The sequence below is a fragment of the Streptomyces sp. BBFR51 genome (assembly GCF_044591655.1).
In the GTDB taxonomy this organism is placed as follows: Bacteria; Actinomycetota; Actinomycetes; order Streptomycetales; family Streptomycetaceae; genus Streptomyces.
Genome location: NZ_CP172448.1, coordinates 4,501,570 through 4,514,872 on the forward strand (window position 1 = coordinate 4,501,570; position 13,303 = coordinate 4,514,872).

Below are 13,303 nucleotides of genomic sequence, written 5' to 3' on the forward strand. Positions count from 1 at the left end.
GCTGCGCTGACATGGAGCATGAGGTGTTCGTTCCGGTTCCGGCCGAGCGGCTCAGGGACGTGCTGGCCGACCCCGTGCGGGTCGCCCGGGCGGTTCCGGGGCTCCAGCAGGACGCCGGTGCCGAGCCCGTCGCGGGCCGGCTGAAGGTGCGCGTCGGCAGTCACTCCATCACCTACCGCGGCTCCGTGCGCCTGTCCGCCCGCGAGGACGGCACGTACGCCGTCGAGGGCGACGCCACCGAGTCGCGCGGCACCGGCACGGTCGCGCTCGCGCTGACCCTGCGCGCGGCCGACGCCGACGGCGGCTCCACCCTCACGTTCACGGGGACGGCCACCGCGGACGGGCGGGTCACGGAGCTGCCGCGGGAGTCGGTGACGTCGGCCACGACCCGGCTGCTGACCCGCTTCGCCGCGAACCTGGGCACGGCCGCGCAGGCACCCCCGGAGCCGGAACCCGAGCCGGAACCGGAGCCCCGGCACACCTCCGTCTTCGACACCGAAGTCCCCCCGCCCTCGCTCACGAACACGGACGAGAGCGCGGACGAGAGCACGGTCGGCGGCAGGCGACCCGAGGCGCCGGGCGCCGACGACGAGCCCGTCGTCCAGCCCCCCGCCGAGGCCGCGCACGCGCGCCGCACGATGATCGGCCGCAGCGCGGAGGAGGTGGACCACGCCCCGCCGCGCGGCCGGTACGCCCCCGTGCCCGCGCCTCAGCCGAGCGCGGTCGGCGCGCCCCTGCGCTGGGCCGCCCCCGCGGCGGCCGTGGTCGTGGCGGGGGCGATCGTCGTGGGCCGCGCGCTGCGCAAGCGCCGCTGAACCCCTCCCGGACCCCGCCTGCCGGGGCGCCCTTGATCTCCCCAGTAGGGTCGTGGCGTGAGTAACGAACCCATCACGCTGACCGCGGGTGACGCGGAGGCGACCGTGCTGCCGGGCAACGGCGGCCGGATCGGCGGACTCCGCGTCGGCGGCACGGAGCTGCTCCGCCAGGGCGAGCGCTACGGCTGCTTCCCGATGGTCCCCTGGTGCGGGCGCATCCGCGACGGCCGCTTCAGCGACGGCGCCGCGGTCCACCAGATGCCCCTCAACTCCCCGCCGCACGCCATCCACGGCACCGCCCGCGACGCCGCCTGGCGCACCGCCCGCGTCACCGCGAACGAGGCCGTCATCACGTACGACCTCACCGCCCCCTGGCCCTACAGCGGCCGTGTCACCCAGGTGATCGGCCTCGCCGAGGACGCGCTGACGCTGACGACGGCCGTGGAGACGTACGAGTCGTCCTTCCCGGCGCAGATCGGCTGGCACCCGTGGTTCAACCGCACCCTCGACGGCGCGGACGGGCCGGGCGCCGAGATCGCCTTCGACCCCGCCTGGCAGGAGGAGCGCGGCGACGACCACCTGCCCACCGGCAACCGCGTCGATCCGAAGCCGGGCCCGTGGGACGACTGCTTCGGCATGCCGGACGGCGTCGACGTCACGCTGACCTGGCCCGGGTGGCTGGAGCTGAAGGTGACCAGCCCCGAGCGGTGGGTGGTGGTGTACGACGAGCAGGAGGCCGCCGTCTGCGTCGAGCCGCAGACCGGGCCGCCCAACGGCCTGAACACCCTCCCGCGCCTGGTCACACCCCTGGAGCCGCTGGAGGCCACCACGACCTGGGCCTGGCGCCGCCTCTAAACTCGGGTACATGACGGACGTACGCGGCGAGCTGCTGCAGCAGATCAAGGACAAGGCCGTGGTGCACGGCAAGGTGACCCTCTCCTCGGGTCTGGAGGCCGACTACTACGTCGACCTGCGCCGCATCACCCTGGACGGCGAGGCCGCGCCGCTGGTCGGACAGGTGCTGCTCGACCTGACCGCCGACCTGGACTTCGACGCGGTCGGCGGGCTCACCATGGGCGCCGACCCGGTCGCCGCGAGCATGCTGCACGCCGCCGCCGCGCGCGGCCGCAGGCTGGACGCGTTCGTCGTCCGCAAGGCCGCCAAGGCGCACGGGCTCCAGCGGCGCGTCGAGGGACCGGACATCCGGGGCCGCCGCGTCCTGGTCGTCGAGGACACCTCCACCACCGGCGGCTCCCCGCTGACCGCCGTCGAGGCCGTGCGCGAGGCCGGCGCGGAGGTCGTCGGCGTCGCCACGATCGTCGACCGGGCGACCGGCGCCGCCGAGAAGATCCAGGACGGCGCGGGAGTGCCGTACCGGTACGCCTACGACAAGGACGAACTGGGCCTGGACTGAGCCGGGACCGGAGCCCGCACCGAGGTCCACTCGGGTATTCCCGGTTCGTCTGGAAGGATGGGGCCGACGATGACGTCGCCCCCCAGTCCTAGGTCAGGGCCATAAGCAACAACACGCGCCCACCCGCACATACAAGGAGCGGACAGATGCCCATCGCAACTCCCGAGGTCTACAACGAGATGCTGGACCGGGCGAAGGCAGGAAAGTTCGCCTACCCCGCCATCAACGTGACCTCTTCCCAGACGCTGCACGCCGCCCTGCGCGGTTTCGCGGAGGCGGAGAGCGACGGCATCGTCCAGATCTCCACCGGCGGCGCCGAGTTCCTGGGCGGCCAGCACAACAAGGACATGGTGACGGGCGCCGTCGCCCTCGCCGAGTTCGCGCACATCGTCGCCGAGAAGTACGACGTCACCGTCGCCCTGCACACCGACCACTGCCCGAAGGACAAGCTCGACGGGTACGTGCGTCCGCTGCTGGCGGTCTCCGAGGAGCGCGTCAAGGCCGGCCGCAACCCGCTGTTCCAGTCGCACATGTGGGACGGTTCGGCCGAGACCCTGGCCGACAACCTCTCCATCGCCACCGAGCTGCTGGAGCGCGCCCGCGCCGCCAGGATCATCCTCGAGGTCGAGATCACCCCGACCGGCGGCGAGGAGGACGGCGTCTCCCACGAGATCAACGACTCCCTGTACACCACGGTCGACGACGCGATCCGCACCGTCGAGGCCCTGGGCCTGGGCGAGAAGGGCCGCTACCTGCTCGCCGCGTCCTTCGGAAACGTGCACGGCGTGTACAAGCCGGGCAACGTCGTGCTCCGCCCCGACCTGCTCAAGGACCTGAACGAGGGCATCGCCGCCAAGTACGGTCAGCCGGCCGGCAGCAAGCCGTTCAACTTCGTCTTCCACGGCGGCTCCGGCTCCACCGCCGAGGAGATCGCGACCGCGCTGGAGAACGGCGTGGTCAAGATGAACATCGACACGGACACCCAGTACGCCTTCACGCGTCCGGTCGTCGACCACGTCTTCCGCAACTACGACGGCGTCCTGAAGGTCGACGGCGAGGTCGGCAACAAGAAGACCTACGACCCGCGCACCTGGGGCAAGCTGGCCGAGGCCGGCATGGCCGCGCGCGTCGTCGAGGCCTGCGGTCACCTGCGCTCCGCGGGCACGAGGATCAAGTAGCGGGGATCAAGTAGTTCTCCGGCGGTCACCCGACCGCCTCCACGAGCCCGGTGCCGACGGCGCCGGGCTCGCTGTATACCTGGGGCATGCCCGATGTCCGGCTGGCCTCGCCGCAAGGCAAGTGGATCCTGCTGACCACCGTCCTCGGCTCCAGCATGGCCCTGCTGGACTCGACCGTCGTCAACGTCGCGCTGCCCCGCATCGGCCGCGATCTCGACGCTGACCTCGCCGTCCTGCAGTGGACGGTCAACGCCTACCTGGTCACGCTGGCCGGGTTGATCCTTCTCGGCGGCGCCCTCGGCGACCGGTTCGGACGCCGTCGGATCTTCGTCGTCGGCGTGCTGTGGTTCGCCGTCGCGTCCCTGGCGTGCGGCCTCGCGCCGAACACCGGGGTCCTGATCACCGCCCGCGCCCTCCAGGGCATCGGCGGGGCACTGCTCACACCCGGTTCATTGGCCCTCATCCAGGCCTCCTTCCACGCCGACGACCGGGGGCGTGCGGTCGGCCTGTGGTCGGGGTTCGGGGGCGTGGGCGCGGCGGTGGGGCCGTTCCTCGGGGGCTGGCTGGTGGACGGCGCGGGCTGGCGCTGGGTGTTCCTGCTCAATGTGCCGCTGGCGCTGCTGTGTGCCCCGGTCGCGCTGCGGCACGTGCCCGAGTCCTCGGACGAGCGCGCCCACTCGCGCTTCGACGTACCCGGCGCGGTCCTGTGCGCGGCGGCCCTCGCGCTGCTCACCTACGCGCTGATCGAGGCGCGTACGGCGTCCTGGGCGGTGGCGCTGAGCGCGGTGGCCGGGGTGGTGGCCGCGCTGGCCTTCGTCCTCGTCGAGCGGCGCGGCAAGGATCCGATGATGCCGCTGGACGTCTTCGCCTCCCGTCAGTTCACGGCGGTCAACGTGGTCACGCTGTGCGTGTACGCGGCCTTCGGCGGCTTCTTCTTCCTCGCCGTGCTCCAGCTCCAGGTCGTCGTCGGCTGGTCCGCCCTGGCCGCCGGTACGGCCCTGCTGCCGACCACCGTCCTGATGCTGCTGCTCTCGGCCCGCTCCGGCGAACTCGCCGAGCGCCTCGGTCCGCGGCTCCAGCTCAGCGTGGGTCCGCTGCTGTGCGCGGCCGGGATGGTGCTGATGCTGCGGGTCGGACCGGGTGCCTCGTACGTCGCCGACGTGCTGCCCGCCCTGCTGGTGCTGGGCCTCGGCATGGTCACGCTGGTCGCCCCGCTGACGGCGACCGTGCTGGCCGCCGTGGACACCGCGCGGGCCGGTCTCGCCAGCGGCATCAACAACGCGGCGGCCCGTGCGGCGGGCCTCGTCGCGGTCGCCGCGCTGCCCCTGCTCACGGGCATGGGGGAGGAGGCCTACCGGTCCCCTCGGGCGTTCGACGACGCGTTCGGACCGGCGATGCTGATCTGCGCGGGCGTCCTGGTGGCAGGCTCGGTGATCGCCTTCACGACGGTGCGCCGCCCGGCGCCGGACTGCCGCCGGCCCGAGTGCCGTACCCACGGCTCGGTCATGGCGCCGCCGCTGGAGGGGGAGCGGGGCGCCCAGGCGTCCTGACTCGTCCGGCGGAACGTGGCACATGCCGCAGACTTGTCCCATGTCCATTCACGAGAACCTCCTCGGGGGACCGCCCCCGACCCACCTCCCCGACGACCCCGGGCCGCGCGAGCTGCTGGCCGGCGGCACCTCCCCCGCCGACGTCGCCGCGAAGTACCCGACGTCCTCGCTCGCCTGGGCCCGGCTGGCCGACGAGGCGTTCGAGCGGGGCAGCGTCGTCGAGTCGTACGCGTACGCCCGTACCGGCTACCACCGCGGCCTGGACTCCCTGCGCCGCAGCGGCTGGAAGGGGCACGGCCCGGTGCCCTGGGAGCACGAGCCGAACCGCGGCTTCCTGCGCGCCCTGCACGCCCTCGCCCGCGCCGCCCAGGCGATCGGCGAGAAGGAGGAGTACGAGCGCTGCAGCCAGTTCCTGAAGGACTCCTCGCCGGCGGCCGCCGAAGTGCTGGGCTGAACCGGAACGGATACCTCCTGGCCCGCCTGCCGTGCGCAGGCGGGCCTTGCGGTTTCCTGCGACGATTGCGGAGGATGCCGTTGGGGACCGGGGCCCCGTGCCGGTAACGGCAGGGCGGACCGCTACCCGTGCACATCAGGAGACAGCGATGTCCCACGAAGCCCCGAATCTCGACTTCGAGGGCAGCACGCCGTACGAGGACTACGTCAAGGCGGACGTGCTCACCCACCTCCAGCACACCCTCTCCGACGATCCCGGAGAGATGGTCTTCCTGGTCACGACCCAGGTCATGGAGCTGTGGTTCACCGTCATCGTCCACGAATGGGAGACCGCCGCCCGCGCCCTGCGCGAGGACCGGATCCCGGTGGCGACCGACGCGCTCAAGCGCTCGGTGCGGGAGCTGGAGGCGCTCAACGCCTCCTGGACGCCCCTGGGGCAGCTCACCCCGGCCCAGTTCAACTCCTACCGGTCCGCCCTCGGCGAGGGCTCCGGCTTCCAGTCGGCGATGTACCGCCGCCTGGAGTTCCTGCTCGGCGACAAGTCCGCGTCCATGCTCGTCCCGCACCGCGGCGCCCCGCGCGTCCACGCGGAACTGGAGAAGGCGCTGCACGAGCCGAGCCTGTACGACGAGGTGGTCCGGCTGCTCGCCCGGCGCGGCTACGACGTCCCGGACGCCGTGCTCCAGCGCGACGTCACCCAGAAGTACGAGGCGGCACCCGAGGTCGAGGCCGCCTGGACGGCCGTCTACTCCGGCGACCAGAACGGCGAACTGGCCCGCCTCGGCGAGGCCCTCACCGACGTCGCCGAGCTGGTGTGGCGCTGGCGCAACGACCACCTGGTCGCCACCCGCCGCGCGATGGGCTCCAAGACCGGCACCGGCGGCTCGGCCGGGGTGGCCTGGCTGGAGAAGCGGGCCCGGGGCAATGTCTTTCCCGAGCTGTGGACGGCGCGGTCGTATGTCTGAGCCGGTGGGCCTCGCGGGCGAGGCGGAGCGGCTGGACGCCGCGGACGGGCTCGCGGCCCTGCGCGAGCGTTTCGTCCTCGACGACGTGACGTACCTGGACGGCAACTCGCTGGGCGCCCTCCCGGCGCACGTCCCCGCGCGCGTGGAGGACGTCGTACGGCGTCAGTGGGGCGAGCTGCGCATCCGGTCCTGGGAGGAGAGCGGCTGGTGGACCGCCCCCGAGCGGATCGGCGACCGGATCGCCCCGCTGGTCGGGGCGGCGGCCGGGCAGGTCGTGGTGGGCGACTCGACGAGCGTGAACGTCTTCAAGGCCCTCGTCGCCGCCGTGCGCATGGCACGGGAGGAGGGCTCGGGCCGGGACGAGGTCCTCGTCGACGCCACCACCTTCCCCACGGACGGGTACATCGCCGAGTCCGCGGCCCGGATGACGGGGTGCACGCTGCGGCCCGTCGTCCCGGCCGAGGTGCCTTCGGCGCTGGCGGACCGGGGGGACCGGATCGCCGCCGTCCTGCTCAACCACGTCGACTACCGCACGGGCCGGCTGCACGACCTGCCCGCGCTCACGGCCGCGGTGCACGCGGCGGGGGCGTACGTCGTCTGGGACCTGTGCCACAGCGCGGGCGCGCTGCCGGTCGGGCTCGACGAGCACGGTGTCGACCTGGCGGTCGGCTGCACCTACAAGTACCTCAACGGCGGCCCCGGTTCGCCCGCGTACCTGTACGTGCGCCGCGACCTCCAGCACCGTTTCGACTCCCCGCTGCCGGGCTGGAACTCGCACGCCGAGCCCTTCGGCATGCGGCCCGCGTACGCCCCGGCCTCCGGTGCGGTGCGCGGCAGGGTCGGCACGCCGGACATCCTGTCCCTGCTCGCCCTGGAGGCGGCGCTGGACGTGTGGGACGAGGCGGAGGTCTCGGTGGCGGCGGTGCGCGCCAAGTCCCTGGCGCTGACGGACTTCTTCCTGCGCTGTGTCGGGGCGTACGTCCCGGACGGCCGGGTGGAGTCGCTGACGCCGGCGGCGCACGCGGAGCGGGGCAGTCAGGTCGCGCTGCGCTGCGACGACGCCGGTGAGGTGATGAAGCGGCTGATCGAGCGCGGGGTGGTCGGGGACTACCGCGCCCCGGACGTGCTGCGCTTCGGCTTCACCCCGCTGTACGTCGGTTTCGCGGACGTGGAGCGGGCGGCGCGGGTGCTGGCTCGGACGCTGGTGCGCTGAGTCGCGGGGGTGAGGGCCGGGCGGGCCGTCCGGTCCTCACCCAGCGTCACATCCCCATGTTCGCGCACGTCATCGGCCTGATACCGTCCCGGCAACGGCCGATTTCATTCTCCCGGTCCGCCAACACCGTTTCGTCGCTGAGAGGTTGAGCATGCCGGACGCCGCCGCAGAACCGGGCACCGCTGCAGCGAGGGACGCCGCGGAGGAGAAATCGGCCTTCTCCCACCCGGCGGTCGAGCCCGACAGCACCGCCGGTTACGGCGACCACCCCGACCAGGTGATCGACTTCTACGTGCCGCGCGGAGCGGCGGGTCCGGGTGAGGCCGCTCCCGTCGTGGTGGTCCTGCACGGAGGCTCGTGGCGCGCTCCCTACGACCGGCGTCATGTCAGTCCGTTCGCCGGCTTCCTGGCCCGGCGGGGCCTCGCCGTGGCCAGTGTGGAGTACCGGCGCGGTGCGCAGGGCGGGGGCGGGGAGGCCGCGGGCGCGGAGGGCTCCGGTGCGCGGGCCGGGGGTCCGGTCGGCGATCCGGTCGCCGGGCGCTGGCCCGACACCTTCGACGACGTGGCCGCGGCGCTGGACGCCCTGCCGGGGCTGGTACGGCGGCACCTGCCGGGGGCCGACGCGCGCCGTGTGGTGCTCACCGGCCACTCCGCCGGCGGCCATCTCGCCCTGTGGGCGGCCGCCCGGCACCTGCTGCCGGCCGACGCCCCGTGGCGCACCGACCGTCCGGCGCCGCTGCGCGGTGTGGTCGCCCTCGCGCCGATCGCCGACTTCGAGGTCGCCGACGAGCTCGACGTGTGCGGTGGCGCGGCGCGGCAACTCCTGGGAGGAGCGGAGGCGTTCGCGGAGCGACGGCCCTATGCCGACCCCGCTCTGCTGCTGCCCACCGGGATCGCGACGACCCTCGTCCAGGGCCGTGCCGACGTGGACGTTCCGCAGGCGGTCGCCGAGGCGTACGCCGACGCGGCGGCGAAGGCCGGGGAGGTGGTGGGTGTGACGCTGCTGGAGGACGTTGGCCACTACCCGCTGATCGACCCGGCGGCGGACGCGTGCGCGGTGGTCGCGGAGGAGATCGCGCAGTTGGCCTGGTGAGCGGGCGGGGAGGGTGTGTCATGAAAAGCGTGAACACTTTCCGGGAAAGTGTTCACGGCCCGCTCGGATGAGCAGGGGGCGGGTGTCGCACCCGTACCCGTAATACCTGAGAGCTAGCCGCCAGGTGAGTTCCCTGGCGGGACGCGGGTTACCCGGCTCGATTCATAACTTCCCCTTCAGACACGCCCGATGGACGGGCGCGCTGGAGGGGAGCGGCCATGAGGCCCGGGACGACGGTACGTTGGCGGCGGCGCGTGGGCAGCTGGCGCCGCGCCGCTTGCGCCGCCCTCATCGCCGGTGCCGTCGTGTTCCCCCTCTCGGCTGCCGCGCGGCCCCAGATCCCCGCCCCGGCCCCCGCCGTGCCGGCGGCCCCGACGGCGGCCACGCTGGACGACATATACGCCGCCAACCGGGCCAACGCGGCGGAGGCCTCCCGGATGGCCGCCGGTCACGGCGACCGGCACCGCGCGGCGTCGGACCGTTCGATGGCCGGCTCGTCGCGGCGTCTGCTCGCCTTCGACGGCCGGGGCGCCGGACTGGCCACCGAGGTCTTCGGCGACCTGGCGCACGCCGACCGCGTCGCCGTTCTGGTCCCGGGCTCCGACACCGGCCTCGACACGTACGGCCGGTTCCGCGCCGCCGCCCTCGCCCTGCACCGGCAGCTCGTCGCCGAGGCCCCCGCGGGGACGCGCACGGCCGTCGTGGCCTGGCTGGGCTACGAGACGCCGGGCACGATCAGCACCACGGTCGCCACGACCGACCGCGCCGACGGGGCCGCCCCCGAGCTGCGCGCCCTGGTGGCCGACCTGCGCCGGATCACCGGCCCCGGCACCGGCCTGGCCCTGCTCTGCCACTCCTACGGTTCGGTGGTCTGCGCCCGCGCGGCCGACGGCCTGGACGTCGCGGACATCGCCCTGGTCGGCAGCCCCGGCACCGGTGCCGACACCGCCGCGAGCCTGCACACCGGCGCCCGGATATGGGCGGCGCGGGGTGCCGACGACTGGGTGGAGCACATTCCGCACGCGAGCGCGGACCTGTTCGGCACCACGGTCGGCTTCGGCACCGACCCGGTCTCCCCGGACTTCGGCGCCCGCGTCTTCGACGCCGGCGACGGCGGCCACAGCGACTACTTCGACGCCGGCTCCCTCTCCCTGACGAACCTGGCCCGGATCGCCCTGGGCGAGACCACGGAGGTGACCCATGACTGACCTGACCGCGGCTTTCCTCACGCACCCGGTCGCGCGGCCGACCCCACCGCGCGGTGCCCTGCGCCGCACCGCCGCCCGCGTGGACGCCGCCACGCCGGTGTCGCGGGACCGGGCCGTCGACGCCCTGCGCGCCTTCGCCATCCTCGGGGTGGTCCTCGGGCACTGGCTGGTGACGGCCCTGGTCGCCGACGGCAACAGCCTGCACGCGGCCAGCCCGCTCGGGGACATGCCCTGGCTGGCCCCGGTCTCCTGGGCGTTCCAGACGCTCGCCGTGTTCTTCCTGGTCGGCGGCCATGTCGCCACCCGTGGATACGCGTCGGCCCGTGCCCGGGGCGAGTCCTACGGCCGCTGGGTGAGCGCCCGGCTGTCCCGCCTCTTCCGGCCGGTCCTCGCCGTGCTGGGCCTGTGGACGGTGACGGCGGCGCTGCTGCTCCTGACCGGCGCGGAGTTCACGACGGTCCACACGCTGGTGAAGCTGGCCCTGTCCCCGATGTGGTTCCTGCTGGTCTACGCCGCGCTGACCGCTGCGACGCCGTTGCTGACCCGGTTGCATCCGCTGTGGCCGCTGGTCGTCGTCCTCCACATAGACCTGCTGCGCTTCGGTTTCGGCGCACCGTCCTGGCTCGGCTGGATCAACCTCGCGGCCGGCTGGCTGGTCCCCTACTCCCTCGGCGCCGCCTGGACCCGCGGCGAGCTGGACCGCCGCCGCGCGGGCTGGGTCCTGCTCACCGGCGGTACGGCGGCGACCGCGGCGCTCGTCGCCTGGGCGGGCTACCCGGCGTCGATGGTCGGTGTCCCCGGCGCGTCGGTGTCGAACCTCAACCCGCCGACCCTGGCCGCCGTCACTTTCGGCCTGGCGCAGTGCGGGCTCGCCCTGCTGCTGCGCGGGCGGCTGCGCCGTGCGATGCGGCGTCCCGTCGCCTGGGCCGCGGTCGCGCTGGTCAACCTCTCCGCGATGACGATCTTCCTCTGGCACCAGACCGCGCTGATGGCGACCACGGCCACCGGCCTCCTCGTTGGCCGGCTGCCCGGCCTGCACACGGTTCCCGACGGCCTGGACTGGGTCGCGGCCCGACTCGCCTGGCTCCCGGTGTTCGCGCTGGTCCTGGCCGGCTGCTGGGCCACCTTCCGCTCCTGCGAGCGTGGTGGTGGCCCGCGCCGCTCCCGGGTCGTCCGTACACACCGTCCCCAAGGCCGGACGAGTACGGCGGGTGCACGTCATGTCTAGGGTGGAGCCTGTGACGCGATGGGGGAAACGGCAATGGGCCTGGTCCCGGGCCCGGGCCGAGCGCATCCTGCGCGTGCTTTACGAAGACCTGTGGACCTGGCGGGCGGACCCGCTGCCGCCGTCGGTGTGGCTGCGCTGGTTCCCGCACGGGGTGGTGTGTCTGGCGGCGCTCGGGGTGCTGCTGGGTGACGCCGCCCAGCTCGGGGACAACGGCGGGGTCGATCCCGGGTTCGCCTTCCTGATCGGTGTCGCCCAGGCCGGCGCGATGGTGTTCGCGCTGTGGCGGCCGGTCGCGGCGTGGTGGTTGTCGATGGCGGGCATGCTGGTGGGCGCCTTCGCCGTGCGGGCCGAGATGATTCCGGGCGGCTACGAGTTCACCTGGCCCTGGACCGCCGCCGGACTCATCGGGCACCTGTTCGTCATGCTCCTGCTGGCGCTGCGGGTCACCACCCGGGTGTCCGTGGAGGCGTTGACCCTGACCGCGCTCTGCACCTATGTCGTGCAGGGCCTGGTGGGCGCGCCGAACTACCTGCCGACCGGCCAGCTCGCCGTCATCCTGTTCGCGGTCGTCGTCGTCCTCGGCATGGCCCTGCGCGGCCGCAGGGTGGCCCGCACGCAGTTGGCGCAGCAGACCTCGCTGACCGCCGAGGAGCGGGCCCGGCGCACCCTGCTGGAGGAGCGCAGCCGTATCGCGCGGGAGCTGCACGACGTGGTCGCCCACCACATGTCCGTGATCTCCATCCAGGCCCAGGTGGCCCCGCACCTCGTCGAGAACCCGCCGGACGAGCTGAGGGAGAACCTCGCGGGCATCCGGCAGAACGCGCTGGAGGCGCTCACCGAGCTGCGCCGGGTGCTGGGCGTGCTGCGCTCCGAGCACCCGGACGCGCTGGAGGCGCCCGAGGGGGGCGACACCGCCCCGCACGCTCCGCAGCCCACCCTCGACCGGCTCGACGCGCTGGTGGAGAACACCCGGGCCGCCGGGCTGACCGTCACCACCGGTACGAGCGGGACGCGCAGACCGCTGCCGCCCGGCGTGGAGCTGTCGGCGTACCGGATCGTGCAGGAGGCGCTCAGCAACGTGCTGCGGCACGCGCCGGGCGCGAGTGCCCGGGTCCACCTCACCCACCTTCCGATCGGGCTGCGTGTGGAGGTCTCCAACACCCGGCCGAAGCGCGCACCGGGCCCGTCGCAGGGGGCCGGGCACGGGCTGCTCGGCATGCGGGAGCGGGTGGCGATGCTCGACGGCACCCTGACGGCGCACCCGCTGCCGGACGGCGGCTACCAGGTGGCGGCGTTCCTGCCGGCCGACGGCACCGACCCCGCCACGGACGACTCCGGCGACCACCCGACCGACCACTCCATCGACCACCTCACCGACCACTCCATCGACCACTTCACCGAGGACGACTCCCCATGACGACCAGCAGCAACGGCCGCGTGATCCGCGTGCTGATCGCCGACGACCAGCAGATGGTCCGGCAGGGTTTCACCGTGCTGCTCAACACCCAGCCCGACATCGAGGTGATCGGGCAGGCGGTGGACGGTCTGGACGCCGTGGCCAAGGTCGCGGAGCTGGCCCCGGAGGTCGTCCTGATGGACATCCGCATGCCCGAGCTGGGCGGCATCGAGGCCACCCGGCGCATCACCGGGGCGACCCCGGAGATCAGAGTGCTGGTGCTGACCACCTTCGACCTCGACGAGTACGTGTACGAGGCGCTGCGAGCGGGGGCCTCCGGTTTCCTGCTGAAGGACGCGTCCGCCGACCAGCTCGCCGAGGCGGTCCGGGTGGTGGCCGCCGGTGACGCGCTGCTCGCGCCGGGGATCACGCGGCGGCTGATCGCCGAGTTCTCCCGGCTGGACGACCGGCCGCGCGCCCCGTTGAAGGCCCGGGTAGGTGAGCTGACCGAGCGGGAGACGGAGGTGCTCGCGCTGATCGCGCAGGGCCTGTCGAACGCGGAGATCGCCCAGCGGCTGGTGGTCGCCGAGCAGACCGTGAAGACCCATGTGGGCCGGATCCTGGTGAAGCTGGGCCTCAGGGATCGCACGCAGGCGGCGGTGTTCGCGTACGAGTCGGGTCTCGTGCGTCCCTCGGGATACTGAGCCCCCGTGACAGGCGCGCGGACCGCCCCCGTGTTTCTCCGTAGTACTTGAGACGGATGCCCCAGGACCCCTCTCACAGGTGACGA

At 73.5% G+C, this 13,303-nt stretch carries 13 protein-coding genes; all 13 read left to right on the forward strand.

Annotation, left to right across the window (positions count from 1 at the left end; genetic code table 11):
• Positions 1 to 11 precede the first annotated feature (11 nt).
• The 13 genes from ACGH7X_RS20535 (at position 12) to ACGH7X_RS20595 (ending at position 13,217) form a co-directional block, all read left to right on the forward strand.
• Positions 12 to 815 (forward strand): SRPBCC family protein, encoded by an 804-nt coding sequence (locus ACGH7X_RS20535; protein WP_399886857.1) that lies wholly within the window; start codon positions 12 to 14, stop codon positions 813 to 815.
• 57 nt (positions 816 to 872) lie between these two features.
• A complete protein-coding gene (locus ACGH7X_RS20540; RefSeq protein ID WP_399886858.1) occupies positions 873 to 1,670 on the forward strand; it encodes an aldose 1-epimerase in 798 nt (265 codons plus the stop codon).
• Between the two features lie 10 nt (positions 1,671 to 1,680).
• Entirely contained in the window at positions 1,681 to 2,229 is a 549-nt protein-coding gene (gene pyrE / locus ACGH7X_RS20545) for an orotate phosphoribosyltransferase (RefSeq protein WP_399886859.1), read from the forward strand.
• A 146-nt stretch (positions 2,230 to 2,375) separates the two neighbouring features.
• Positions 2,376 to 3,407, forward strand: a complete 1,032-nt coding sequence (gene fbaA / locus ACGH7X_RS20550; protein ID WP_399886860.1) for a class II fructose-bisphosphate aldolase — start codon at positions 2,376 to 2,378, stop codon at positions 3,405 to 3,407.
• Between the two features lie 86 nt (positions 3,408 to 3,493).
• Positions 3,494 to 4,957, forward strand: a complete 1,464-nt coding sequence (locus ACGH7X_RS20555; protein ID WP_399886861.1) for an MFS transporter — start codon at positions 3,494 to 3,496, stop codon at positions 4,955 to 4,957.
• Between the two features lie 40 nt (positions 4,958 to 4,997).
• The gene (locus ACGH7X_RS20560) at positions 4,998 to 5,411 is read left to right on the forward strand and encodes a DUF3151 domain-containing protein (protein ID WP_217168836.1); all 414 of its coding nucleotides are present in this window, start codon (positions 4,998 to 5,000) and stop codon (positions 5,409 to 5,411) included.
• A gap of 148 nt (positions 5,412 to 5,559) precedes the next feature.
• Positions 5,560 to 6,375, forward strand: coding sequence for a tryptophan 2,3-dioxygenase (locus ACGH7X_RS20565; protein WP_399886862.1), 816 nt, complete (start codon positions 5,560 to 5,562; stop codon positions 6,373 to 6,375).
• Complete coding sequence (kynU, locus tag ACGH7X_RS20570; protein ID WP_399886863.1) at positions 6,368 to 7,588, forward strand: kynureninase; 1,221 nt, start codon at positions 6,368 to 6,370, stop codon at positions 7,586 to 7,588. The genes ACGH7X_RS20565 and kynU overlap by 8 nt, the downstream gene beginning before the upstream one ends.
• A gap of 151 nt (positions 7,589 to 7,739) precedes the next feature.
• The gene (locus ACGH7X_RS20575) at positions 7,740 to 8,681 is read left to right on the forward strand and encodes an alpha/beta hydrolase (protein WP_399886864.1); all 942 of its coding nucleotides are present in this window, start codon (positions 7,740 to 7,742) and stop codon (positions 8,679 to 8,681) included.
• Positions 8,682 to 8,899: 218 nt separating this feature from the next.
• Positions 8,900 to 9,889, forward strand: a complete 990-nt coding sequence (locus tag ACGH7X_RS20580) for an alpha/beta hydrolase (protein ID WP_399886865.1) — start codon at positions 8,900 to 8,902, stop codon at positions 9,887 to 9,889.
• The gene (locus ACGH7X_RS20585; protein WP_399886866.1) at positions 9,882 to 11,117 is read left to right on the forward strand and encodes an acyltransferase; all 1,236 of its coding nucleotides are present in this window, start codon (positions 9,882 to 9,884) and stop codon (positions 11,115 to 11,117) included. Before ACGH7X_RS20580 ends, ACGH7X_RS20585 begins: the two co-directional genes overlap by 8 nt.
• Entirely contained in the window at positions 11,110 to 12,534 is a 1,425-nt protein-coding gene (locus tag ACGH7X_RS20590) for a sensor histidine kinase (RefSeq protein WP_399886867.1), read from the forward strand. The genes ACGH7X_RS20585 and ACGH7X_RS20590 overlap by 8 nt, the downstream gene beginning before the upstream one ends.
• Complete coding sequence (locus ACGH7X_RS20595) at positions 12,531 to 13,217, forward strand: response regulator transcription factor (RefSeq protein ID WP_108987312.1); 687 nt, start codon at positions 12,531 to 12,533, stop codon at positions 13,215 to 13,217. Before ACGH7X_RS20590 ends, ACGH7X_RS20595 begins: the two co-directional genes overlap by 4 nt.
• Positions 13,218 to 13,303: the final 86 nt, after the last annotated feature.